This is a genomic window from Bacillus cereus group sp. Sample62, assembly GCF_036851315.1.
Lineage (GTDB): Bacteria > Bacillota > Bacilli > Bacillales > Bacillaceae_G > Bacillus_A > Bacillus_A wiedmannii.
On the sequence record NZ_JAFLPK010000001.1, the window covers coordinates 4,444,019 to 4,469,055 of the forward strand.

Consider the following 25,037-nt stretch of genomic DNA (forward strand, 5'->3'; position numbering starts at 1 on the left):
TTTTCTATAATTTTTTTCAAAATAAAAAGCACACCTATTTTGATGCGCTTCTCTCCAACATACTATTCTATTATTTCATCGCTTCCTTCACAACATCTTGAATCATAACGACTTCTGGTTTCATATCAACAGACGGTGCTTCTTCATCAATACATTCATACCAAAACGCTAAGTGCTTTTTATCAATTTCATGATGAGAATTTTCGACAAGAGCCCCGCCTTCTCCTTGCACAGAATACCAATATAAGTACTCTTCTCCATCTCTTATTTCCCGGAAAATTGTCTCAACGTACATCTTCTCGTCGTTTAGTGTCAAAAGTACTTCTCTCATATTGTCATTAAGAAGCTGCATCCATTCATCTACTCGATAACTTTTACCTTGTTTCACTTTAAATCTCGTTAACTCCACATTCATTTTTATTCCCCCGTTTTCTTACGTACAAACAATCTATATTCTATTGGATTATAAAAACTTAATTTACTGGCTAATTTTTGCGAAGGAATATTGTCTACATAACAATCCCAGCACGGTGTTATACCATTTTGCATGCAATGTTCAATGAACCGCGTTGCAACAGCTTGGGCTAAGCCTTTCTCTTGATACGCTTTATGCGTCGCAATATCAATTTCAGCAAATCCATTCCCGTTAAATATCGAAACACATTCAGCTACAATCATCCCATCTTGTTCTATACAAAATCCGAAACCACCGTTCAAAAATCGTTCTTTCGATCCCCAATATTCTTTATAATACTTCTCTGTAAATTCACTGCTTCGTTCTATATCACTTTTATCAATACGCTTTACTCCATATGTATTTTTGTTTGCATCTTGTTTTCTCTCTTCAAAGATTTCTCTTTGGAATTTCATTCGTGGCATATTCCAAAGTACATTACTAAAGTACTCTTCAATCATCATTTCCCACTCTTCACTCGAAGTGAACAGTGTAAATCGTTTCTCTGTTTTTTCAATAGCCATTTTTAAATATGCAAATAAATATTCGTTATAATTGTGATCATCCGTATCACCAAATAAATAATAGATACCGTTAGCCGTACGAATTAATCCTGCTGTTAACTTCTCGTTTACAAAAATCTCACCATCTATCATTTGATCACATACCGCATAAGCAAACGTCGTCGTTCTTGTAAGACTTTCTAAAATCGGAAGGATTTTGCTATACTCATCTACAGATAATTTTTTCATAATTGCTCCACTTTAATCGTATCAGCTTCTATATTTTCAAAACAAAGATTTACTGTTCTCTTTAATGCTCTCGTTCTATGAATCGTGCATGCTGGAATTAAAATCGAATCATTCGGCTTTAAAAGCGCTGTTTCTCCATCTTCAAAATCGATAAGTAATTCTCCTTCTAATACAATGAATAATTCATCGGAATTAGAGTGATAGTGCCAATCGTATTCACCAGTAAATACAGCGATTCGTAGGCAATGACTATTTACATTTGAAACGACGAAATTTTTATGTTGATCTTGAATGCCCTTCGTTAATTCTAATAAATTCACAGTCTCCATATTTCGTCCCACCCTTTCATTAGTCGTTCTTCTGAAAAACTAGCTTAGTCTCCACCACCTCCGCAATCTCCTCCACCATCACTTGAGCTACTACAATCGTTGCTACTGTAGTCACCGAATCCACTTGATGAGCTTGAAGCATATGAAGATCTTTTACTCATTTTTCTTTGCTTATCGTTCTTACTTTCATGACTAGGCCACACTTTATTAAATAATATAAAGAATAAGACTAGCTCTATTGCGACAAGGATATATCCAAAAACATTCTCAATAATATTGGGGGTTATCCCAAAACTGTAAAACACCCTTGCTGAATAAAGACACAAAATTACATACAGGGCCATACAAATATATCGAAATGTTTTTTCTATCATAAGGACTACTTTTTTTGAAAGAGGTATGTTCTGTTCCTGTTTTCTCTTCATATACTTTTATCTCTTAACTTGCTTTTTCTTCCTCTTTTTGCTCCCCATTGAATCTCCTCTTCCGACTTCTTTTTTCATTTAATTCCAAATTATCACAAAAAATAACATTTTAACAAGCTATATTTCACGTAAAGTTTTGTTTACTTTTTGTAAAGTTTCATTTACTTATTGCCTAAAAATGGATATTATAACTGTAACAAATTCACAAAAAGGAGACTTTGTATATTTGATTAAAAATAAGGTGAAACAATTCCGCGTCGTTAGAGACATCACCCAAGAACAATTAGCTTCCTCTGTTCAAATCACTAGACAATCCCTCATCGCTATCGAGAAGAATAAATACAACCCAAGTTTAGAATTAGCATTGAAATTATGTGAGTTTTTCAACTGTAAAGTAGAAGATTTATTTCAATTAGATAAAACTGGGGAGGAAAAAGAATGAAAAATACTTTTAATCAAGAGTTCATTTCGCATCTTACCATTTTATTGTTAGGTTCAACTTTTCTTTATTTCAATAGTAATGATGAAGAGAAGATGAGTTCTGTCCTTCTATTCACTGGCGTATACATACTCTTAGCCTTAATACTATTCGTAGTGAAACGAATATTCTTTAAGAAAAAGAAGCACAATTCCGAGAAATATCCATTACCTGAGATGGATGAAAGAATCGAGAAGAAGAGTTTAAAACTTATGGCTCAAATTTTCGGCCTCTCTCATTTAATCGGTTCTGCGATACTATTTATTTTATATATCACTGACAAAAATTCGATGATACGAGTTGAGTATGCCTTGTATTACTTGTTCGGCATTCTTTTCTTTACAATGATGTTCGGATTGAGAATTGTAAGGAAACTAGACAATTAGCCTAAATAAAAACCCCCTCCTTACAAAAGGAGGGGGTTTACATGTATCTCTATTATGATAAAGCAGGAGCTTTTTCAAGAAGCTCTTTCGCATCAGCGTATTGTAAGCCGTGAGCTTCTGCAACTGCTTCAAATGTTACATAGCCATCTAATGTGTTAATACCTTTTAGTAATGCAGTGTTGCCTAAGCAAGCATCTTTGTAGCCTTTGTTCGCAATTTGTACTGCATATGGTACTGTTACGTTTGTTAATGCAAGAGTTGATGTACGTGGAACTGCTCCTGGCATATTAGCAACTGCATAATGAACAACGCCATGTTTTTCGTAAGTTGGGTTGTCGTGAGTTGTAATACGGTCAGTTGTTTCGAAAATACCACCTTGGTCAATCGCGATATCTACAACGACAGAACCTGGTTCCATTGATTGAATCATTTCTTCTGTTACAAGTTTTGGCGCTTTTGCACCTGGAATTAATACTGCTCCAATAACAAGGTCAGATTCTTTTACAGCTTCTGCAATGTTGTATGGATTAGACATTAACGTTTTTACTTGGTTACCGAAAATGTCATCTAGTTGACGAAGACGTTCTGCGCTTAAGTCGATGATTGTTACATCTGCACCTAAACCTACTGCAATCTTCGCTGCGTTTGTACCAGCTTGACCACCACCGATAATTGTTACTTTTCCGCGTTTTACCCCTGGAACGCCTGCAAGTAAAATACCTTTACCACCTTTGTTTTTCTCAAGGAATTGTGCACCGATTTGTGCAGACATACGACCAGCTACTTCACTCATAGGTGCAAGTAATGGTAAAGAACGATTGTCTAATTGTACTGTTTCGTATGCAATTGATACAACTTTGTTATCAATTAATGCTTTCGTTAATTCTGGTTCTGGAGCTAAGTGTAAGTATGTGAATAAAATTAAACCTTCACGGAAATAGCCGTATTCACTTGCAACTGGCTCTTTTACCTTCATAACCATATCTTGATTCCATGCTTCTTCAGCAGTTTCAACAAGTTTCGCACCAGCTTGTACGTATTCTTCATCTGTAAAGCCTGATCCTATACCTGATCCTTTTTGAACAAAAACTTCATGACCATTTTGTACTAAATGTACAGCTCCCGCTGGCGTCATCGCCACGCGGTTTTCATTGTTTTTAATTTCTGTTGGAATACCGATACGCATTATTAGTTCCCCCTTGAGTTATGAAATGACCCCTGAATCATTTTTTAAAGCGCTTTCTACGCTCTTATATTTTAACATAATATCTCAATATTTGACAAAAAATAATACAAGTTTTCCGATAGATTTAATCTTAAATTAAAGGACAGTATTATCCGCACCTCTCAGCATACAGGATAAACTGTCCAATTATTCGAAACTTCACTTTATTTCACTATCGATGTCTATGAATAACATCTACTGCACCAGTTACTTCAATAATTGTACCGGTAATCATATCGGAATCGTCTTCACATAAAAACGAAATCGTTCTTGCGATATCTTCACCTGTTCCAGATCTACCAATTGGTGTGTTATGTTCTTTCAATTGACGTGCTTCTTGAATTGTCGCTTCTTTCATTTCACCAATAATATCACCAGGACATACCATATTTGCAGTAATACCATATTCTGCTTCTTCGTAAGCAACTGTTTTCGTTAATGAAACAAGTCCTACTTTCGCTGCTGCAAATGCTGAACGATAAATCCATCCCGGTGCGCTATCTGCCCCTTGGAATCCGTAATTAATAATACGGCCAAATTTCTGTTTTCTCATAACCGGAACGACAAGTTTCAACAAACGAAACACCGCTGTTAAATTACCCTGAATCATTTCATTCCATTCGTCTTCTTCATAATCGACTAACTTTTTTCGTTCAAATACATATGGACCAGCATTATTAATTAAAAAGTCAATTTTGCCAAAACGGCTTATCGCTTCTTCTACCATTTTATGTAAATCTTCCTTTTTCGTGACATCCGCTTGCACGAATTGTAGACGCTCTTCCATATTTTTATATGTTTCTTTCATCGTTTCCATAGCCGCCATATCGCTATGGTATGTTACTGTTACTGAATATCCTTTAGCCAATAACTTTTCTGTTACTTGCTTTCCTAAACCTTTCGTACCGGCTGTAATGAGCGCGTGTCTCACAAACATGCCTCCTTTTAAATTGCTATACTTCATATGTAACAAGTTCTCGCCCCAATTACAACTAAAATGAATTAAAGCAAAGTTTTCAAAATTCTGTAACGTTTTCAACAAGCACATTACCAAAATTTGTTTTATAATAAAGTTGTAAACGGTAATAAAAATGATTGGGAGGAATTTACTATGAATAATACATATACAAATATTTTAATCGCGGTGGACGGTTCTAAAGAAGCAGAAAGAGCTTTTAAAAAAGCAATTCAAGTCGCAAAACGCAACAATGCAACATTAACAATTGCTCATATCGTTGATGTAAAAGCATACTCAGCAGTAGAAGCTTATAGCCGGGCAATTGCTGAACGTGCAAATCTATTTGCAGAAGACTTATTAGAAGACTACAAAAAAACTGCGCTTGAAGCTGGCCTTGAAAAAATTGAAACTGTATTAGAATTTGGTAATCCTAAATCTAAAATTTCAAAAGAAATCGCTCCAAACCATAAAGTAGATTTAATTATGTGTGGTGCAACTGGTTTAAATGCTGTTGAGCGTTTCCTAATTGGTAGCGTCTCTGAACATATTATTCGCTATGCGAAATGCGATGTCCTTGTTGTTCGTGGTGATGAAGAGCAAGGTGAGCTTTAATTCATAAATAAAACATCAAGTCCACATGGGCTTGGTGTTTTTTCATTTCACATACTTCACTATAAACACAAAACAAACCACTACAACAATGACGATCGCCAACACATATGGCGGTAAGAACTTCAAAGACCATAATGCTATCATGATCGTCGCAACCGTTAAGTACGTTTGCTTTGCATCTTCTGTCATTTTTTTACGAAGCAAGAACACATACAAATAACCGATTGGCGGCGTAATAAAGCAAAGAACATATATGATTTTAGATTTTAAATACCATTTTTGTTCTCCGAGTTTCTTTATGTCTTCTTCTATTCTCTCATGCTCTCGTTCTCTCGCTTCTTCTACAAGTGGATCTTCCTCTTCTCCTCGCTTTTCTTTCATATAAGGAAGAAAATGCACAAAAAAATAGTATGCAAATACGAACGCTCCAAATTCAATATTTAATCTTTCTAACGGAATATGTTCACTAAAAAAAACAGCAGTAAGTACTAAAGAAAAACAATACGTCGTCATCCAAAAAGAACGTTTTCTCTTTTTTCGTTCCATTTCTTTTTTATCTTGTACATGTTTTCTTTTCGAAAGCCATATCGAAATACAGCAATCTACTACAAATAGAATAAAAATAAATATCCCAACGTGTACTGTTTCTACATCCTCAAATGAAAAGATATTTGGAAATGCAACATGTAATACAATTAGCGTGTACAAAATTATCCCTATAAAATAAATACGTCTCATTTTCCATTCCTTTCTTATTTCCTAACTTTAGGTTAACATACATTTTTTAGAAATAGACGGACAAAATATATATGTTTAAAAAAGGAGGATGCTACATGAATGATTCTGAACGTATTATTTTAGATGTGAATGGGAAAGAACTCGAAATGCTGGATATGATTCGTACTCATTTTAAAGAGAAACATGGCGTGGAACTAAGTAATGGTGCATTGCTGCGAGATTTGATGGATATTGAGTATATTCGAATTACGGAAGATCGACATAAGTATGATTAAAAGAAAACGACTGCAGGCGAATGCCGTCAGTCGTTTTCTTTATTTAAGTTCTTGATGCTTTCCGCCCATACCACCTGGCTCATTGCTATCTTGGTGTACAGTTAGTTTATTTGTTTTAGCATCTTTCAAAACTCTATATGTATATGATTCATTTGGTTCATCTTTAAATTGTACATTCATACCGTATGAACCGATTTTGCTATAAAATGCCGGTTTTATGTATGAAATATCACTTTCTTTATATCCTTTCTCTTGCAAATGCCACATCGTTGCGATAATCGCTTCTTCTCTCTTCTCTTTTTCACCAACAAGCATATATTTGTCCAAAAGAAATACTTTAACATTTGCAATTAAGCTAATTAATAGTAACACGATAAATACTATTTTTTTCATAGATTTCCCCTAAATTGTTATTTTTCACTATATTGTAACTTAAATACTAGTAAAAAATAAAGTACGCCAGACTTTAACAGACTGGCGTACTTTCCAACTCAATTCCTAATAACTTCTTTAATGAACCCCTTCGCCTTCTCCAAAGCCTTTTCAATTTGCTCAAATCCAGTCCCGCCAGCACTGTTACGACGCTTTACAGCTGCATATGGTGAAAGAACTTCATACAAATCTTCTTCAAATAATGAGCTCATTTCTTTATAAGTTGCAAGTGGTACATCTAGTAAATAAATTCCTTTTTGTGTGCAGTGTAGCACTAGCTTCCCAACAATTTCATGAGCTTGACGGAATGGTAGTCCTTTGCTTGCCAAGTAGTCAGCAATTTCTGTTGCGTTTGAGAAATCTTGCGTTACAGCTTGCCCCATCTTTTCTTTGTTGACAGTCATCGTCTCTAGCATGCCTGCCATAATATGAAGGCATCCTTCTACTGTTTTTACTGTATCAAACATTCCTTCTTTATCTTCTTGCAAGTCTTTATTGTAAGCGAGCGGTAATCCTTTCATGACTGTAAGTAAACTAAATAAATTACCGTACACTCTGCCTGTTTTACCGCGGATTAGTTCCGCCATATCTGGATTTTTCTTTTGCGGCATAATGCTGCTTCCCGTTGCGTATTGATCGCTCATTTCAATAAATTGAAACTCTTGGCTACTCCATAAAATAAGTTCTTCGCAGAAGCGTGATAAGTGCATCATGAGCATAGATGAGTTACTTAGGAACTCCAGTATGAAATCACGATCGCTTACTGCATCTAAACTATTTTCATAGATTCCATTAAATCCAAGAAGCTCCGCACTATATTCTCGGTCAATCGGGAATGTTGTCCCAGCTAATGCTCCTGCTCCTAATGGTGAAATGTTAATGCGCTTTAATGAATCTTCATAACGATTCACATCACGCTCTAACATCCAAAAGTAAGCGAGAATATGATGCGCAAATGAAATTGGCTGGGCACGCTGCAAATGCGTATAGCCAGGCATAATGGTTTCAATATTATTTTCTGCTTGATGAACAAGAACCGTTTGCAATTGTTTTGTAGCTTTAATAATATGTTCTACTTTTTCTTTTAAATATAAATGCATATCAGTCGCTACTTGATCATTACGGCTTCGGCCTGTATGAAGTTTCCCTCCTACTTCGCCAATTTGTTCAATTAACATTTTTTCAATGTTTAAGTGAATATCTTCTGCTTCTACTGAGAATTGAAGCTTATTCTCTTTTGCTTCTTTTAATAAATACTGAAGACCTACCTTTATTTTCTCTGCTTCCTCTTTCGTAACGATGCCTTGCTTTGCTAGCATCGTTACGTGTGCAATACTTCCCTTTATATCTTGATTTACTAATTGTTGATCGAAGGAGATGGATGCTCCAAACTCTTCAACCCATGCTTCCGCTTCTTCTGTAAAACGTCCGCCCCAAAGTTTGCTCACGCTTCCACCTTCTTTTGATTCACTTGGCTGTATACTTTCGTCGGTAAACCGAATAATGAAATGAATCCAACTGCTGCATCATGATTAAATTCGTCCTGAGCAGTATATGTTGCTAATTTTTCGTCATATAAAGAGTACTCAGATTTACGTCCTTCTACAATCGCATGGCCTTTAAATAATTTCACACGCACTGTACCTGTTACATTCTTTTGCGTTTCTTGTAAGAAAGCATGAAGCGCTTGTTTTAAAGGAGAGAACCATAAACCGTTATAAATAAGTTCTGTTATTTTCTGCTCAATCACCGGTTTAAAATGTGCTACTTCTTTTACGTGCGTTAAATCTTCCAGCTCTTTATGTGCTGTGATTAACGTCATTGCCGCTGGACATTCGTATACTTCACGCGATTTAATACCAACAAGACGATTTTCTACGTGATCGATACGTCCAACGCCATGTTTTCCAGCAAGTGCATTTAACGTTTTAATTAATTCTGAAAGTGAATATGCAGTGCCATTTAAAGTCGTCGGTACCCCTGCTTCAAATCCGATTTCTACAAAATCTGGTTTATTCGGTGTATCTTCTAATGCCAATGTCATCTCATATGCATCTTCTGGCGGCGCTGCCCATGGATCTTCTAGAATTCCACATTCGTTGCTGCGTCCCCATAAGTTTTGATCGATTGAAAATGGGCTATCTAAATTAATAGGAATTGGAACATCGTTTTCTTTTGCATATGCAATTTCTTCTTCACGTGACCATTTCCATTCACGTACAGGTGCAATCACTTCTAAGTAAGGATTTAATGCTTGAATAGAAACTTCAAAACGAACTTGATCATTCCCTTTCCCTGTACATCCATGTGCAACTGCAGTCGCCCCTTCTTGTTCTGCAATTTCTACTAATTTCTTAGCGATAAGTGGACGAGATAATGCAGAAACAAGAGGGTATTTCCCTTCATATAACGTGTGTGCTTGCATAGCCATCAATGCATATTCATTTGCAAATTCCTCTTGAACATCAATCATATATGATTTAATTGCACCTACTGAAAGTGCCTTTTCTTTTACGAATGCTAAGTCTTTGCCTTCCCCTAAGTCTAAACAAAGCGCGATAATATCATAATTCTTCTCTTGTAACCATTTAATTGCAACGGAAGTATCAAGACCTCCGGAATATGCTAATACCACTTTTTTCTTCTCCATTTTGCATCCCCCTAAAGAATAAATATTCATTTTCTTTTATAATAATACACACTTTAACACCTTTCACAAAATGTATCAAGAGTCATTTTTAAATTTTTTCAAACAATTTCGTCGAACTTCTTTCTGTTTTTTTGTACAATATAAGCAGGAAAACGGGGGTGAACTTATGGAAAAGTATTTCTTATACGATGATCATCTAGGAATTGAAATTCCGCATTTACAAGAAGACTGGGAAGATATCCCCGAAAAAATGCAACATGCGATTTTATTAAAATGGGAACAAATTCGTGGGAGAATCCCTGATCGTATAAAAGAACTGGAACAAGATATAAATGCAAAACAGCATCATTTAAATAACGAAGAAGACTTCGAAATTTCTTGCAGACTGAATTCAGAAATTGCCGATCTCGCTTCCATCATTAATGACCTTTGGCTTTGGTATCGACTCACTCAAAATGTATCTGAGGGAAAAGCACACCAATGAAAAAAGCATGCCCCTCAATTACTTTGGGTCATGCTTTTTTGTCGTAACACGATTTACAATATATTTCTTGTGCTGTTTTCGCCAAACACACATCAAACGGGCCGACTAACATACTTCTTTCTTTCGGCAACTTTACAAAAGCGACAAGTTCTTCTTCATACTGAATCTTTTTCTGACATGAAACGCATGTTAATTCTTTTCTTTTGAACATGTCTTTTAGCATATTTTCACCCTCTCCCTTTCATCTATCTATATTAATATACTCTCATAACAGTTAAGACTTGTAAAAAAATGACACATTCCGAATTGAATCATTCATATACTATGTACAAAAGGAGGTCTAAAGCTTATGCGCGCTTTCATTATTATCGCATTAACTTTTTTAAGTGTGATTAGTTGGGATACGTTTTTTAAAGATAAAAGTGATGAAAAGGATACAACTGAATAAAACCATTTTTTCTTACTTATTGGACAAACCGTTAAAAACTGTCCAATTCTGCAAAATAACTTAGACTTTTCTACAAAAATATTTAAACATAACAATTTTTGTAGATTCCCTCCGTTTATTGTCGGTTTCCATCCGCATACATTTTTTGAAAGTATGATATAATAATATAAATCTTGAAGGAAGGGATTTTGATATCATGATCGCTCGAAGGAGCATGTGGCATCGTATTGACGAATCATACACGTAGCGTATTTTTCAGCTTAGATACTTTAGTCTAGCGAAAAAAATACGAGAGTGGGGAAATTATGATTGCCCGAAGGATAATTTGGCAAAAAAAAGACTCTTCTTACACATAGCGTTTTGTTTAGGACTTAATTGTTACTAGCTAAACAAAACAAAGAAGAGCAGGATTGCTAAATGAAGAATCCTACTCCACGTTTTGTTTAGTCGTTTTAAGACTTAAACTAAAACGAAGGTAGGGAGAATTGATGGACGAGAGGATTATTCGTTATTTCTTCAGCGACATATAGCGTAGTTAGTTTTTTCGTAAACTAACTGAAAGCTACATGTGAGCTCGTAGTTAGTTTACAACACAACAAGGACTACTAACTACGGAAAGAAGGAATAACGATGAGGAACATCCAAAGTCGACAAATTATTAAAGAAGTTTTTATGGTTTTAATCGGTTCATTTATTTTAGCAGCAGCGCTATATCACATTCACTTCCAAAACCACTTAACAGAAGGTGGCTTTGTAGGTATTGCACTATTCATCCAAAATTTTTATGATATTTCACCATCTATTTCAACTGTAATCATGGATATCCCAATTATTTTACTATGTGCTTCATTTTTAGGTAAAAAAATGGTTGGCTATTCATTCCTAGGTTCGATTTCATTCGGAGTATTTTATTCTCTTATGGAAAATTATTCTCCATTTACGGTCGATTTATCAAATAATTTATTTATAGCTGCAGTAGTTGGCGGTGCGTTAGCTGGTATTGGACTCGGTTTTATATTGCGATTTGGCGGTGCAACCGGCGGAGACGATATTTTAACAATTGTATTAAGTAAACGAACTCGTTTTACAATTGGGCAAATTTTCTTCGTCTTTGACGCGATTGTTCTTGCGCTTTCATTATATTATTTAAATTGGACAGAAATTGCTTTTACTATTCTTTCGATTGCCGTACAGGCAAAAACATTGGATTTAATTTATTATCCAAAAGCAGAGAAGAAAGCAGAAAAGCAACCAGTATCTATTCCAATGTCCAAAAAGCATGCAACAAATTAAAAAAAGCGAAAGGCTTCGGCCTCTCGCTTTTTTTACGCTCTTTTTTCCTTCTCGACTATGTGGCGCACTTGATAAAATCTATTTGCAAATTCAGTAACGCTTCTTGTTAAACGATAGTTCACTGTAGACCCGATTGCCATTCCAATGACCGGAATACCTTGGAATAATTTACGACGAAGAGCATAAATCGAAAATGTTTTCAAAATTTGTTTTAACAAAACTTCAGTAGAAGCTGGCTGTAATACCGCTTCATCCCCTTCATAGAAGAATGAATCTTCTTGCTCTAGCTCTTGCAGTAAATTGTACCATGCGTATTGCTGAAGCCTTCCTGGTAGTAATGACGCATGAAACACCTTTAGTGCAAGCATCATTTCATAAGGCTTGTTCACATCATGTCCAAATGATGTGGCAATAAGTTGGACTGCCTTCACATTTAACGCAATCATAACCGGAAAATCAGCTGTTAATAATAATAAACCTCCAGCACCCGTTGCTCCGCCTTGTACGAATGAATATAAGCGATGTCGTGCTGTTTGTTGCTCTGCTATGTATGTTAACTGATCAATAGATAACGCTTTTAAATCTTCTAGTTGTTCAATCGATTCATCAAATAATCTCGACGTTCCTAAAATACGATTACGTGCATCTAACTGTGATTGTGAGCTTTGAATCAATGCATGCAAATGAAAGAGCCATCCATCTGCTTTCGTAAAGAAATCTTTTCGTTTTTTCTCCGGCAATTTCGCAATTGTAGTATGTACCCATTTATCAAACATTTTTTGAAAATCAGTCGCTTCTTGCTCAACTAATTGCGATTCCCATTCTTTTATATTGTCTAAAATGGCTTGTTCTCGCTTCGATCGCATCGTAACAACCACCTCGTTCGATTTTTTTCTATTGTAACATATTTCTGCTTATTCTTTGCAAATATGCTTGTCTATCTTTATTCACATACCATTTTTTAATGACATAAAATATTAGCAAAAAGGATGAGATAAATCACATGAATCTATCCAATATAAAAAAAGAATATAATGCAGTATTCAGCTTAGGACAAAACTGTTGGCCTGCTTGGGCGTTATATCAATTCGAATTATCACCCTTTTTTGGCGTTATCGATTTTATGCTAAGTCCTTCATTAGAAAAAGTGAATGTATTATTACAAAATCGATTTGACCGTTTTCTACAGTTCGAAAACTTATCTTTCATCTCATTTTGGGATGATGGTGCGAAATTAAGACTCCGTGACACCCTATATGAAATCGACTCCTGCCACGACTTTAAAACAGATGTAAACACACCAACTTCTTGGCCTTCTTATACAGAAATTAAGTTAAACTATGAGCATCGAATTAATCGTTTTCTAACTACAATCGAAACGGTAGAATCCACATTGTTTATTCGAACGGGAGGAACATACGAAGAAGCACGTTCCTTGGAACAAATTTTATCTCAAATAGTTAAACATACATTCTCTGTCCTATTACTACTTCCTGCAGATGTACCAACTGTTGTCCAAGAAGATTGGGGATTACAAAATATTTGCGTTATAAAATGTCCTATTATGGATGTATACCAATACAATGAAGCATTTTGGAATGACTTATTTGATGGGATTACGATTAGACCGTAGGCTTAAATACACGATACTTTTTATTACACACTGCCTTATAATCATCCTTATACAAAAGAAATAAGGAGTGATTATATATGCATCCACGTGCAAAAGCTTTTGGCATTGCTATACATCACGATCGCCTTCTCGTACAAGAATATCATACAGGTGATGAAACATATTACCGACCTCTTGGCGGTTCAATTGAACTTGGTGAAAATTCAGCACATACCGTTATTCGTGAATTTCAAGAAGAGCTTCATACAGAAGTAGAAATCACTAATTATTTAGGTTGCTTAGAAAACATCTTTCACCTTGATGGAGAAATTGGTCATGAAATCATTCAGCTATATTCTTTACGCTTATTAGACATGTCACTATATGAAATAGAAATACTGAATATACAAGATGAGCAAACAGCATCATATGCGAAATGGATTCCCATGACAGCATTCATTCAAAAAGAGAAAGCACTATATCCAGATGGAATCTTGAAATATATCCAACAAAAAAAAGACGAAACCCTATAGGATCTCGTCTTTTTTTCATATAGTATATTAACCAATATCTCCAAGACGTAGTACGTCACGAGCGATCATAACTTCTTCGTCAGTTGGAATTACGATAATTTTTACTGGAGAGTGTGGGAAGCTGATGAATGCTTCTTCACCAAATACATTATTACGTTTTACGTCAAAGTATACGCCCATGTACTCAAGGCCTTCTAATACGCGCTCACGAATAATTGCACTGTTTTCACCTACACCAGCTGTGAAGATGATTGCGTCTACACCTTTCATACGAGCAGTGTAAGAACCGATGTATTTGTGGATACGGCTTACGAATACATCAAGTGCTACTTTCGCACGGTGGTCGCCTTCTTCTTCTTTCGCAATGATGTCACGTAGGTCACTAGAGTAACCAGTAAGACCTAACATACCACTCTTCTTGTTTAATACGTTAACTACTTCTTCTACTGTTTGGCCTGTTTTTTCCATGATGTATGGAATTAACGCAGGGTCAAGGTTACCAGAACGTGTACCCATTGTTACACCAGCAAGTGGAGTGAAGCCCATAGAAGTATCGATAGATTTACCGCCTTCTACTGCTGCGATACTTGCACCATTACCTAAGTGACAAGAAAGTAAGCTTAAGCTTTCAAGTGGACGACCTAATAATTCAGCCGCACGCTCAGTTACGTATTTATGAGAAGTTCCGTGGAAACCGTATTTACGGATGCCAAATTTCTCATAGTACTCATATGGTAAGCTGTATAGGAATGCAGATTCCGGCATTGTTTGGTGGAATGCTGTATCGAATACTGCTACTGCTGGTACGTTTGGTAATACTTCTTGGAATGATTTAATACCAACAAGGTTTGCTGGGTTATGAAGTGGTGCTAAATCGCTTAATTCTTCGATATCAGCTAACACTTCATCAGTAATTAAAACAGAATCAGCAAATTTTTCGCCGCCGTGTACAACACGGTGACCGATACCGCCAATCTCATCAAGAGATTTTACGATTCCGTTTTCAGTTAATTTCTTAAGAAGCATGTTAACTGCTACTGCATGATCTGGGATGTTTGTAATTTCTTTTTGTTTTTCGCCATTTACAGTAATTGAGAAGACACTATCTTCTAAACCGATACGTTCTACTAAACCTTTTGTTAATACTGTTTCACTTGGCATTTCAAATAATTGGAACTTTAAGGAAGAGCTTCCTGCGTTAATCGCGATGATTTTTGACATCTAGTCTTTCGCCCCTTTTTCTCTTGGTAGTTGTGTGGATATGTCCACAAACCGCTCGATTTTATCTAATTAAATTCACTCATTATGAAAACGTTTCATCATTAGCAAATTTTATACTCACGATTTTAATTTAAACATCGTCCGACATATATTTCAAGTGAAAAAATTGTAACACCAAGAAAAAATATATATTACAGATTTCAAAAAAATTCAGTTTAATCTAGTATATATTTAAAAATATGACATATCATATAAAACTGTACTACATGAATCACTAACCCTGTTACATATACCTTGCCTTATTTGTGGGTTGCAAACCAAGTATTTAATTGATCCATAATGTTCTCCATCGCCTTCATGTTGGAGAATTTAGGTAACTCCACTAATAACGCCTGTTTTGGCATTGTTACACTAGGACCTTTCTTTTGGAGAACAAATATACTTTTTGCATTTTTCTCGTTTTTAAACATGGAAACAGGTAGCTGTAATAACCCTTGAATAAAACATGTTTCTTTAATAAATGCATGTAATTTTGGTGCTTGATCACTTTCAAAAATGAAGTTTGGTACTAGGAAGAATAAGTACCCGCCTTCTTTCGTATGTTTCACACTTTGTTCAATAAATAGGTGATGGGCATACGACATTCCTTCATCTGCTTTTAACTTATATTCACTTGCACCGATTTCATTTGGATAGTAACCAATCGGTAAGTCTGAAACGACTGCATCAACCGGATCGATATAAAGTGGCGCTAGTCCATCTTGATGGAAGAATTCGATTGCATGCTTTTGTAAATTCGCATTTACTAAAGCAAGTTTAATTAACACTTCATCCACTTCTACACCAAATCCACTCATTGCTAGTCCTTCTTTGGCGCTATTGAACACTGTAGTCATTAAGTTACCTGTTCCAATTGCAGGATCTAACACAGTAATTTCGCTTTGACCTTGCATAAATTTATGGAATAAGTAGCTCATGAACATGCCAACTGCATCAGGCGTCATTTCGTGATTCGCTTGTACGCCTTCTTTCATTCCTTTTAAAATGGCTAACTGAAATGCTTTACGAATTTCTTCACCTTTATATGTTTCTTCATTAAACGTACTATATTCACGATTCAGCCTTTCAATTGCTGATTCGGATAATTCCTCTTGTAAAATCGCTCCTTCAAACAAGTTATCACCTGTTTCTACAAGCGCCTCTAAATATGTTACATCTAATTCTTTACGTAAAACTACCGCAGAAGAATCAAAAATAGAAAATAATGTTTCTACTGTCTGACCCACGTATATTCCTCCTTCTCTCTTTTACACATAACTTATATCATACCACAAAGTGTTTTTTTCCAAAAAGAAAAAGCGACCTCCTGCAAAGAGCTCCCCTTTCAGTTATATATGATATAACGTTTTTCTCATATATTGGTACCATTACGCAGCAATACATGAGAAAAAACGACCTCTTTACAAGAGGTCATTTCTTTCACATTATTTTGCCGCTTTAGCTGCTTCTAATGCTGCTTCATAGTTTGGATGGCTTGTACCTTCGCTTACGTATTCTGCGTAAACTACTTTGTCGTTGCTATCTACTACGAATACTGCACGAGCAAGTAAACGAAGCTCTTTCATTACTAAGCCGTAAGCTTCACCGAATGAAAGGTCACGGTGGTCAGAAAGTGTTACAACATTTTCTAAACCGTTTGCTGCACACCAGCGTTTTTGAGCGAATGGTAAGTCAGCGCTAATTGTTAATACTTTCGCGTTTTCAATACCTGCTGCATCTTGGTTAAAACGACGTGTTTGTGCATCACACACACCTGTGTCGATTGAAGGTACAACACTAATTAATTTTACTTCGCCTTTGTATGTTTCTAAACTTACTGGAGATAAGTCATTTGCTAATACTTGGAATTTTGGCGCTTGATCGCCAACTTTAACTTCTGTTCCAACTAAAGTCATTGGGTTACCTTTAAAAGTTACGTTTGCCACTTGAAAATCCTCCCTTATTTAAACAAAATATGTACAATGTAAATGATAGTTTGTCCCTATCGATAATGCAAATAAAATCGCTTTATTTACAAAAAAATTAAAGAAGCTAATCCATTGATTAGCTTCTTATTTGTTAAATTTGAAATTCAGGATCGTCTTCTTTTCGTTTATCCATCATTTCCTTCACTTTATCAACAGCTTGTGGCGCTAATTCAATTATTTTATCGATGACGTGTGTTTGCTTATCTAAATGCAACACTTTTACACCTTCTCCATTTATAACAAGAAACGCTACAGGATTAATAGAAACTCCTCCACCACTTCCCCCGCCAAATGGATGACGGCCTGAATGTTCTACTTTACCAAATTCACTTCCACCAGCAGCAAATCCGAAACTAACTTTCGAAACAGTAAGAATTACACTTCCATCTGCCGCTTTAATTGGGTCACCAACAATTGTATTTACATCAGTCATTTGTTTTAAATGCTGCATTGCAGTTGTCATTAAACCTTGAATTGGATGGTCCATTCTATATCCCCCCTATGCTTGAACAGATTTTTCTGTCGTACCAGATCTTTGTCTTCTCATAAACACGAGTAATTTCACCGCTGTTTTTATAGTACGGAATATACGAAAAGATGCTGTTAACTCACATCTTGATGCAAATCCTTTCCCTTGAAAAACAGGAGTAATTTCAAACTCTGGTACGTCGATAATATGCATATATTGTCCTACAACTCCAGCAGCCATTCCTTTTGTCCCCCATGCATATCCAGTGACAATTCCAGTACTAGCTGCGTCGCCTGCTCCAATTTGCGTATGCCATTTCCAACCATTGATTTTCACTCGTTTGAGAAAATCTTTAACAATAGTATGAACTTCTTGAAGCTTTTTTATCAGTTCCCCAATGCTATCAAGTTGTGCCATAATTTTATTATCTAGTCCGCCGTCCTCTTCAGCTTTTTCGATTTTTTGTCCTGTTTTCTTCTGCTGTTTTTCAATTCTTTCCAACACATCAAATGTATATCGAATCATCCATATTTTCACTTGAAGCAAACATTGCTTTTCCATTTCTGAATATAAAAATGTCACTTTAAGCTTTATTTTCGACAATAGTATAAACAAAATAAAAAGGAGAAGAATTATTATTCCAATCACGAGCCACTTCATACGTATCATCCTTTCACTCCGTACCCATTATCGACAAGTTTATTCATCATTAAACAGAATTCTTTAAGATTGAATATAAAAATTTTTCTAAAAATAAAAAGGTATTTTGACATTTTATATCGAAATATATTATTTGAACATATCTTCAAGAACATATTTGGATGATATGTAGCACGAAGAACAGAAAATTTAACTGCAGTGGAGGGATACATAATGGCAGATCGTCGCAATTTATTTTTCTTTTATGGTGATGACAAAGCAACGCTCGTTGAAACAATGAAACCAATCTATCGTATTTTAGAAGAGAATGGATTTACCATATTAGATCATCCAAAAAATGCAAACGCTATCGTCAGTGTTGGAGATGATGCAACTTTCTTACAAGCCGTTCGTAAAACTGGTTTTAGAGAAGATTGTTTATACGCAGGGATTTCTACGAAAGATGAAATTTCGTTCTACTGCGATTTCCACCTTGATCACATTGATACAGCCCTTCAAGAAATCACAAAAAATGAAATTGAAGTGCGAAAATATCCAACAATTCAGGTAGATGTAGATCACGGTACATCTTTCTATTGTTTAAATGAGTTCTCATTACGTTCTAGCATTATTAAAACATTCGTAGTAGATGTTCACGTTGATGATCTATATTTCGAAACATTTAGAGGGGACGGTTTAGTTGTTTCTACCCCAACAGGAAGTACAGCTTACAATAAATCATTGCACGGTGCAGTTGTTGATCCGCTCATCCCTTGCTTCCAAGTAAGCGAACTAGCATCTTTAAATAACAACACATACCGTACACTTGGTTCACCGTTCATTTTAAATCACGAACGTACATTAACTTTAAAACTAAGACCAGACGGTAACGATTATCCTGTTATCGGTATGGATAATGAAGCGCTCAGCATTAAACAAGTGGAAAAAGCTGTTGTACGCTTAAGCGATAAACAAATTAAAACAGTTAAACTAAAAAACAATTCTTTCTGGGAAAAAGTACAGAGAACGTTTTTATAACATTAAAATAACCGCCGAATTATGGAATCCCATAATTCGGCGGTTATTTATTTCTCTCGCTACCAGCCCCGGCCACTGTTCTTGTCATTTTTTGTCGGTAAGTCGATATATTTTCACGCGTCTTTCCTATACACAATCTTCCCATCAATTACGGTCATTTCTGCTTGCACTTCTTTTATTTCTTCTGCCTCTATTTCAAATATGTTTCGATCTACTATCGTAAAGTCTGCCTCATATCCTTTTGCAATTTTTCCTCGCTTCGCTTCTTTTCCAATTGCATAGGCACTTCCTGTTGTAAATAAAGAGATAGCTTCATATACCGTTAATCTTTCCTCTGGCATATAACATACGCCGTCAATAAAACTTCTGCGTGTAACAGCGCTATATATACCTAAAAATGGATTCACTTGTTCAATTGGTGCGTCAGATCCACCGTTGCAGTGTAATCCCGCTTCCAGTAACGTCTTCCAAGCGTAAGCATAACGAAGACGTTGCTCGCCTAATTTTTCAATGACTGATGGGAAATCCGATGAAACAAAGACCGGTTGTATATCAATAATGGCTTGCAAGTTTTTCATTCTCTCAATTAACTCTTCACGAGCAAGCTGGCAATGAATAATGCGATCACGCAATCCTTCTGCGGGTGGATATAATTCAAGTGCATCAATGACATACTGGAGCGACAAGTCACCGATTGTATGAATCGCAACTGGCATATGTAAACCCCGTGCTTTTTTCACTAACTCCGCAAGTTCTTCACGTGAGAAGATTGCAACTCCATTTGTTTCCTTCGCATCTTCATACGGTTCACTTAATAAAGCTGTTCTTCCGCCAAAAGAGCCATCAGAAAAAATTTTCATCGCCCCAAATTCAATATAATGCTCATTTTCATATTCTTTTCGTTCATGTGCTACTTCATGGTGAACGAGTAAATGTGCTTTAAATGACATTTCTTTTATAACATGAGAGAACGCATTGTGCGTTTTTCTAAAACCACCGTAATAATTTAAATCTTCCGTATGCCCGCCAACAAGTCCATATTGCCAACAATCTTTAATTGCTGTTTGCAGGGCTCTTTTTAAATAAGCCTCATCAATTTCTGGCTGCACATGTTTAATTAATTCTTGTCCTTGTTCATATAAAAGGCCTGTTAACATATTTGATGAATCCCGGCCGATCTTCCCGCCTTTCGGGTCTTGCGTCATTTCTGTTATGTTCGCTTCTTGCAGTATGTATGAATTCACCCATGTGACGTGGCGACAAACGCGCTTTAATAAAATCGGATGTTCTTTAGAGATTTCATCTAGATCATGTACGTGAACTTGTTTTGTATCTGTAAAATTATTTTCATTCCAGCCTTCTCCAATAATCCAAGAACCTTTTGGCACTTCTTCTACTCGCTTCTGAACGAGAGTAAGCACTTCACTATAAGATGTACAATTTGATAGATCTAATCGAAGTAATCTCTCCCCATGACCAATAAGATGCATATGACTATCAACGAGACCTGGAACCATCGTTTTGCCTTCTAAATCATGCAACTTCTCCGTAGAATATCGATCTTCTAACTCTCGTTTCTCCCCTATATCAATAATCCTGCCATTTTCAACGTAAACAGCGTCCACTTTTTCTTTTTCTTCTCTCATCGTGTAAATGGTGCCGCCATACCAAATTTCTCCCATATACTCATCCCCTTTTTCCTTTAGTCTACGAAATTAGAGCGTATAAAAAAAGCACCATTTCGATTAAAAATGGTGCTTTTCCAAAAATTAATTTTGTTCAGTAGGATTCGTTGTAATTTGCCATTCAATGCTAAATTTATCTTTTAGTTGTCCGTATGCTGGGCTCCAGAACGTTTCTTGAAGTGGCATAATAACTTCTCCACCCTCTTGTAACTTTTCGAATACTTCTTTTGCTTTTTCTGCATTACTAATTTGAATTGCAATTGTTACTTGAGATCCGATTGCATGCCCTTGACCTGGGAATGTATCAGAAATCATAAGGTCCGTATTACCAACTTTTAAAGTAGCATGTAAAACGCGCTCTTTTGCTTCAGCTGGAATCGGATATTCTGGATTTTCAGGCATGTCACCAAAAGTTTGCATGACTTCTACTTTTGCATCTAACGCTTCTTTATAAAACTGTACAGCCTCTTGCCCACTACCATCTAAAACTAAGTACGGATTAATACCTAAAATCATACGGACACCTCTTTTTTAAGTTTATAAAATCGAACTTATGTTCGTTTTTATATTATCATTGTTTGCCATTTCATTCAACTATTTCCTTCACTGTTTTCAAAATTATTTTGACGGAATCTCCATCTCTTGTTTTCTAAGTTCAATACGGCGAATTTTTCCGGAAATTGTTTTTGGTAGTTCATCTACAAATTCAATTTTGCGAGGGTATTTATATGGTGCAGTGAGTTCTTTGACGTGTTGTTGGAGTACTGGGATTAATGTTTCTTCGTTCTTGTCTATATTCTCTCTTAATACGATAAATGCCTTCACGACACTTCCGCGAATTTCATCAGGGCTTGCGACAACCGCACACTCTCTTACATAAGGATGTTTTACGAGCGCATCTTCTACTTCAAACGGCCCAATTGTATAACCAGAGCTAATAATAATATCATCACCGCGCCCTTCAAACCAGAAATAGCCTTCTTCATCTTTCTTCGCTTTATCACCGGTAATATAATAATCACCGCGGAATTGCATCGCTGTGCGCTCATCGTCTTTATAATATTGTTTAAAGAGGGCTGGTGTTTCAAAGTGAACTGCAATATCACCAACTTCTCCTACCTTTACCGGAATACCTTCCTCATCTACAATATCAACGTGGTTGCCTGGCGTTGGTTTTCCCATTGATCCTGGTCTAATATCCATTCCTTTCATTACACCAACAAGTAATGTGTTTTCCGTTTGCCCATAGCCGTCTCTTACTGTAATATTAAAGTGTTTTTGGAACGTTTCAATGACTTCTCTATTTAACGGCTCACCTGCGGATACAGCGCTATGTAACGCTTCTAAATTGTACTCACTTAAGTCTTCTACTTTTGCCATTAATCTATACTCAGTCGGCGTACAACAAAGCACATTCACCCTATTATCACCTAATAAGTTTAAATACGTTTTTGGTTCAAACTTACCGTGGTATACAAATCCTGTTGCACCTGAACCGAGAGTTGCTACAAACGGGCTCCAAATCCACTTTTGCCAACCTGGACTAGCCGTCGCCCATACAACATCATTCTCTTCAATCCCGAGCCAATTTGGAGCGCTCGTACGTAAATGAGCGTATGCCCATGCATGTGTATGAACAACACCTTTTGGATTTCCTGTCGTCCCTGACGTGTAAGATAAAAAGACCATATCTTCTTTATCTGTCTTCGCCATTTCTAACAGGTCACTTTCTGTTTCTAACGCTGTTTTTAAATTAATCCATCCATCTACTGACTGCTCGCTCAGAACGAATTTTTGAAGAGATTCCATCGCTTCTATATCATCAAACTGCCCAATGTACGGCTCATAACTTACGATTGCTTTTACTTCCCCGTGCCCAATGCGATATTCGATATCCTTCTTGCGTAACATTTCCGAACTCGGAATTACGACAAATCCTGCTTTAATCGCAGCGATATACGTCATGTACGCTTCAATTAAACGTGGCATCATAATAAGGAGCTTGTCCCCTTTTTGCAGACCACTCTTTATAAAAGCGTTTCCAATTTTATTCGCGCCTTTCATTAACTCAGCGTATGTAACTTCTCGTCTATTCCCTTTATCATCTTGCCAAATTAAAGCGAGCTTCTCTTTATCACTTGTATATTTCTCTATTTCAGAAACTAAATTATAAGACGCTGGCGCCAACAATTCTTCTCTCTTCATACAATATCCTCCTCCATTTCTATGCCTCCCTTATATAATAAAGAATTTTCAGTCAATTTTGAACCCTCTTCTTTTGACAAATTTTTTATATCTATGTCGAAATGAATGTATAGCGGTGCAAACAACAAAAAGAAAGAGCGGGAGAGCCCGCTCTTTCTAAGCCATCATATATGGGATTATTTTTGGAAACCGCCTAATTGTTGCTCAGCTAGTGAAACTAGACGTTTAGTGATTTCACCACCAACAGAACCGTTAGCGCGAGCTGTTGCATCTGCTCCAAGTTGAACACCAAACTCTTGAGCGATTTCGTATTTCATTTGGTCTAATGCTGATTCAGCACCAGGAACCGCTAATTTATTTGTGCTACGTGACATGTTATATCACCTCCTTGTGAGTATAGAGTGTGATAAATAACATGACTTCATACACGTTTTAGATATGGTAATTTATGGTTTTAGAAAAGTTCTTCGAATTTTTCTTCTTCCGCCACTACTTCTACCGTTTGTAATACCATTGTTTCTTTGTTCGCTACAGCTTCATCGATTAATGGTGTGAAATCGTATTTCGCTTCAAAACGATTCGCTTTTTCACGCTTCGGCTTCGTCGCTGGGCTTGCTGGTGTGAATACTGTACAGCAATCTTCGTACGGACGAATTGAAATCTCATATGTGCCAATTTCTTCAGCAATTTTAATAATTTCTAATTTATCCATCGTAATAAGTGGACGAATAACCGGATAGTTTGTTACTTCGTTAATTGTATGCATACTATCTAACGTTTGGCTTGCTACTTGTCCAAGACTTTCACCAGTCGTGATTGCAAGTGCATTACGCTCCTCTGCGATACGCTCTGTAATACGCATCATCATACGGCGCATAACTGTCATTGAATAGCTAGATGGAATTTCTTTATTAATCGTTTTTTGCACTTCTGTAAATGGAACAAGGTGAAGCGTTACGCGTTTACAGTACTTCGTTAACTCTTGTGCTAAATCGATTACTTTTTGTTTTGCACGCTCGCTTGTGAAAGGTGGGCTATGGAAATGAACTGCTTCCACAGACACGCCGCGTTTCATCGTTAAGTACGTTGCTACTGGGCTATCGATACCACCAGAAAGAAGTACCATTACTTTTCCGCCAACGCCAACTGGTAAACCACCAGCTCCCATATGCTCACCACACATAATATAGCTGTAACCACTGCGAATTTCTATACGTACATTCACATCTGGATTATGAACATCTACTGTGATATCCTCTGTATTTTCTAAAATGTGCCCACCGATTTCTGGAAGTAACTCCATCGTCTTCATTGGGAATCGCTTATCAGAACGGTGCACTGTAATTTTAAATGTTTTCACATCGCCTTTTACTTGTAAGAAAGCTGCTAATGCACCTTTTTTAATATCTTCTAATTCTGATGGTACTTTCATCGCTAAGTTAAACTTATGAATACCGAATACATCTTTCAATCTTTCAGAAATTGCTTCATGGTCTTCGCCATTTAATTGAATGTACATACGGTCATGCGTTGCATCGATTTTAATATTTGGGAACTTTTTCAGTTTAAACTTTACGTTATCTTTTAATGTGCTTACAAATTTAGAGCGGTTCTTACCTTTAGTCGTCATCTCTCCATAACGAACTAAAATATATTCATATGTCATCAT

31 protein-coding genes are annotated in these 25,037 nt (G+C 36.3%); 9 read left to right on the forward strand and 22 right to left on the reverse strand.

Annotation, left to right across the window (positions count from 1 at the left end; genetic code table 11):
• Nucleotides 1-70 precede the first annotated feature (70 nt).
• The 4 genes from J0835_RS22670 to J0835_RS22685 are packed head-to-tail and all read right to left on the reverse strand — an operon-like array spanning nt 71 to nt 1,960.
• The gene (locus J0835_RS22670) at nt 71-415 is read right to left on the reverse strand and encodes a DUF6176 family protein (protein ID WP_087982371.1); all 345 of its coding nucleotides are present in this window, start codon (nt 413-415) and stop codon (nt 71-73) included.
• Nucleotides 416-417: 2 nt separating this feature from the next.
• Nucleotides 418-1,206, reverse strand: a complete 789-nt coding sequence (locus J0835_RS22675; protein WP_087982372.1) for a GNAT family N-acetyltransferase — start codon at nt 1,204-1,206, stop codon at nt 418-420.
• Nucleotides 1,203-1,535 carry a cupin domain-containing protein gene (locus tag J0835_RS22680; protein WP_087982373.1) on the reverse strand — a complete coding sequence of 111 codons (333 nt, stop codon included), beginning with the start codon at nt 1,533-1,535 and terminating at the stop codon, nt 1,203-1,205. Before J0835_RS22680 ends, J0835_RS22675 begins: the two co-directional genes overlap by 4 nt.
• A 44-nt stretch (nt 1,536-1,579) precedes the next feature.
• Nucleotides 1,580-1,960, reverse strand: coding sequence for a hypothetical protein (locus tag J0835_RS22685; RefSeq protein ID WP_242250064.1), 381 nt, complete (start codon nt 1,958-1,960; stop codon nt 1,580-1,582).
• A 178-nt stretch (nt 1,961-2,138) separates the two neighbouring features.
• Between J0835_RS22685 and J0835_RS22690 the strand changes: the two genes are divergently transcribed.
• Both J0835_RS22690 and J0835_RS22695 read left to right on the forward strand, forming a co-directional pair.
• A complete protein-coding gene (locus tag J0835_RS22690; RefSeq protein WP_140386902.1) occupies nt 2,139-2,402 on the forward strand; it encodes a helix-turn-helix transcriptional regulator in 264 nt (87 codons plus the stop codon).
• On the forward strand, nt 2,399-2,824 hold the full coding sequence (locus tag J0835_RS22695) for a hypothetical protein (RefSeq protein WP_087982377.1): 426 nt from the start codon (nt 2,399-2,401) through the stop codon (nt 2,822-2,824). The genes J0835_RS22690 and J0835_RS22695 overlap by 4 nt, the downstream gene beginning before the upstream one ends.
• Before the next feature lie 52 nt (nt 2,825-2,876).
• On the opposite strand, the gene ald is transcribed toward J0835_RS22695, so the two are convergent.
• Both ald and J0835_RS22705 read right to left on the reverse strand, forming a co-directional pair.
• On the reverse strand, nt 2,877-4,010 hold the full coding sequence (gene ald / locus J0835_RS22700; protein ID WP_046956217.1) for an alanine dehydrogenase: 1,134 nt from the start codon (nt 4,008-4,010) through the stop codon (nt 2,877-2,879).
• A 211-nt stretch (nt 4,011-4,221) separates the two neighbouring features.
• On the reverse strand, nt 4,222-5,013 hold the full coding sequence (locus J0835_RS22705; protein WP_087982740.1) for an SDR family oxidoreductase: 792 nt from the start codon (nt 5,011-5,013) through the stop codon (nt 4,222-4,224).
• 147 nt (nt 5,014-5,160) lie between these two features.
• Here J0835_RS22705 and J0835_RS22710 point away from each other — a divergent pair, with 147 nt between their 5' ends.
• Nucleotides 5,161-5,619, forward strand: a complete 459-nt coding sequence (locus J0835_RS22710; RefSeq protein ID WP_001066681.1) for a universal stress protein — start codon at nt 5,161-5,163, stop codon at nt 5,617-5,619.
• Nucleotides 5,620-5,661: 42 nt separating this feature from the next.
• On the opposite strand, the gene J0835_RS22715 is transcribed toward J0835_RS22710, so the two are convergent.
• The gene (locus J0835_RS22715; RefSeq protein ID WP_087982379.1) at nt 5,662-6,357 is read right to left on the reverse strand and encodes a hypothetical protein; all 696 of its coding nucleotides are present in this window, start codon (nt 6,355-6,357) and stop codon (nt 5,662-5,664) included.
• Between the two features lie 95 nt (nt 6,358-6,452).
• On the opposite strand from J0835_RS22715, the gene J0835_RS22720 reads away from it, so the two are divergent.
• Nucleotides 6,453-6,632: a ProA domain protein gene (locus J0835_RS22720; RefSeq protein WP_088097985.1), complete on the forward strand. Its 180-nt coding sequence runs from the start codon at nt 6,453-6,455 to the stop codon at nt 6,630-6,632.
• 39 nt (nt 6,633-6,671) lie between these two features.
• Here J0835_RS22720 and J0835_RS22725 read toward each other — a convergent pair whose 3' ends face one another.
• The 3 genes from J0835_RS22725 to J0835_RS22735 form a co-directional block, all read right to left on the reverse strand.
• A complete protein-coding gene (locus J0835_RS22725) occupies nt 6,672-7,025 on the reverse strand; it encodes a DUF3139 domain-containing protein (RefSeq protein ID WP_087982382.1) in 354 nt (117 codons plus the stop codon).
• 98 nt (nt 7,026-7,123) lie between these two features.
• Complete coding sequence (gene argH, locus J0835_RS22730; RefSeq protein WP_087982384.1) at nt 7,124-8,512, reverse strand: argininosuccinate lyase; 1,389 nt, start codon at nt 8,510-8,512, stop codon at nt 7,124-7,126.
• Nucleotides 8,509-9,714, reverse strand: coding sequence for an argininosuccinate synthase (locus tag J0835_RS22735; RefSeq protein WP_087982386.1), 1,206 nt, complete (start codon nt 9,712-9,714; stop codon nt 8,509-8,511). Before J0835_RS22735 ends, argH begins: the two co-directional genes overlap by 4 nt.
• A 166-nt stretch (nt 9,715-9,880) precedes the next feature.
• Between J0835_RS22735 and J0835_RS22740 the strand changes: the two genes are divergently transcribed.
• Entirely contained in the window at nt 9,881-10,198 is a 318-nt protein-coding gene (locus J0835_RS22740; RefSeq protein ID WP_087982388.1) for a radical SAM protein, read from the forward strand.
• Nucleotides 10,199-10,226: 28 nt separating this feature from the next.
• Here the strand turns inward: J0835_RS22740 and J0835_RS22745 are convergent, their stop codons facing one another.
• Nucleotides 10,227-10,421, reverse strand: coding sequence for a hypothetical protein (locus J0835_RS22745; RefSeq protein WP_140386903.1), 195 nt, complete (start codon nt 10,419-10,421; stop codon nt 10,227-10,229).
• A gap of 855 nt (nt 10,422-11,276) precedes the next feature.
• Between J0835_RS22745 and J0835_RS22750 the strand changes: the two genes are divergently transcribed.
• A complete protein-coding gene (locus J0835_RS22750) occupies nt 11,277-11,939 on the forward strand; it encodes a YitT family protein (RefSeq protein ID WP_087982392.1) in 663 nt (220 codons plus the stop codon).
• Nucleotides 11,940-11,971: 32 nt separating this feature from the next.
• Here the strand turns inward: J0835_RS22750 and J0835_RS22755 are convergent, their stop codons facing one another.
• Complete coding sequence (locus tag J0835_RS22755) at nt 11,972-12,805, reverse strand: EcsC family protein (protein WP_087982394.1); 834 nt, start codon at nt 12,803-12,805, stop codon at nt 11,972-11,974.
• Nucleotides 12,806-12,942: 137 nt separating this feature from the next.
• On the opposite strand from J0835_RS22755, the gene J0835_RS22760 reads away from it, so the two are divergent.
• A complete protein-coding gene (locus tag J0835_RS22760) occupies nt 12,943-13,572 on the forward strand; it encodes a DUF1796 family putative cysteine peptidase (RefSeq protein WP_087982396.1) in 630 nt (209 codons plus the stop codon).
• A gap of 77 nt (nt 13,573-13,649) precedes the next feature.
• Nucleotides 13,650-14,084 (forward strand): NUDIX hydrolase, encoded by a 435-nt coding sequence (locus J0835_RS22765; protein ID WP_333728168.1) that lies wholly within the window; start codon nt 13,650-13,652, stop codon nt 14,082-14,084.
• Nucleotides 14,085-14,111: 27 nt separating this feature from the next.
• Here J0835_RS22765 and ackA read toward each other — a convergent pair whose 3' ends face one another.
• From ackA to J0835_RS22790, 5 genes are all read right to left on the reverse strand, one after another.
• Entirely contained in the window at nt 14,112-15,305 is a 1,194-nt protein-coding gene (gene ackA / locus J0835_RS22770; RefSeq protein WP_087982400.1) for an acetate kinase, read from the reverse strand.
• A gap of 299 nt (nt 15,306-15,604) precedes the next feature.
• A complete protein-coding gene (locus tag J0835_RS22775; RefSeq protein ID WP_140386904.1) occupies nt 15,605-16,591 on the reverse strand; it encodes a class I SAM-dependent methyltransferase in 987 nt (328 codons plus the stop codon).
• Between the two features lie 198 nt (nt 16,592-16,789).
• The gene (gene tpx, locus J0835_RS22780) at nt 16,790-17,290 is read right to left on the reverse strand and encodes a thiol peroxidase (protein ID WP_000024522.1); all 501 of its coding nucleotides are present in this window, start codon (nt 17,288-17,290) and stop codon (nt 16,790-16,792) included.
• 133 nt (nt 17,291-17,423) lie between these two features.
• A complete protein-coding gene (ytfJ, locus tag J0835_RS22785) occupies nt 17,424-17,819 on the reverse strand; it encodes a GerW family sporulation protein (protein ID WP_000350005.1) in 396 nt (131 codons plus the stop codon).
• Nucleotides 17,820-17,831: 12 nt separating this feature from the next.
• The gene (locus J0835_RS22790) at nt 17,832-18,470 is read right to left on the reverse strand and encodes a DUF2953 domain-containing protein (RefSeq protein WP_087982404.1); all 639 of its coding nucleotides are present in this window, start codon (nt 18,468-18,470) and stop codon (nt 17,832-17,834) included.
• Nucleotides 18,471-18,674: 204 nt separating this feature from the next.
• On the opposite strand from J0835_RS22790, the gene J0835_RS22795 reads away from it, so the two are divergent.
• Entirely contained in the window at nt 18,675-19,478 is an 804-nt protein-coding gene (locus tag J0835_RS22795; RefSeq protein WP_087982406.1) for an NAD kinase, read from the forward strand.
• 113 nt (nt 19,479-19,591) lie between these two features.
• On the opposite strand, the gene J0835_RS22800 is transcribed toward J0835_RS22795, so the two are convergent.
• From J0835_RS22800 to thiI, 5 genes are all read right to left on the reverse strand, one after another.
• The gene (locus tag J0835_RS22800; RefSeq protein WP_087982408.1) at nt 19,592-21,160 is read right to left on the reverse strand and encodes an amidohydrolase; all 1,569 of its coding nucleotides are present in this window, start codon (nt 21,158-21,160) and stop codon (nt 19,592-19,594) included.
• A gap of 87 nt (nt 21,161-21,247) precedes the next feature.
• A complete protein-coding gene (locus J0835_RS22805) occupies nt 21,248-21,679 on the reverse strand; it encodes a VOC family protein (protein WP_000600353.1) in 432 nt (143 codons plus the stop codon).
• A gap of 102 nt (nt 21,680-21,781) precedes the next feature.
• On the reverse strand, nt 21,782-23,368 hold the full coding sequence (gene mbcS / locus J0835_RS22810; protein ID WP_087982410.1) for an acyl-CoA synthetase MbcS: 1,587 nt from the start codon (nt 23,366-23,368) through the stop codon (nt 21,782-21,784).
• A 176-nt stretch (nt 23,369-23,544) separates the two neighbouring features.
• Complete coding sequence (locus J0835_RS22815; protein WP_000091639.1) at nt 23,545-23,742, reverse strand: alpha/beta-type small acid-soluble spore protein; 198 nt, start codon at nt 23,740-23,742, stop codon at nt 23,545-23,547.
• 80 nt (nt 23,743-23,822) lie between these two features.
• Nucleotides 23,823-25,037 carry a tRNA uracil 4-sulfurtransferase ThiI gene (thiI, locus tag J0835_RS22820; RefSeq protein ID WP_087982412.1) on the reverse strand — a complete coding sequence of 405 codons (1,215 nt, stop codon included), beginning with the start codon at nt 25,035-25,037 and terminating at the stop codon, nt 23,823-23,825.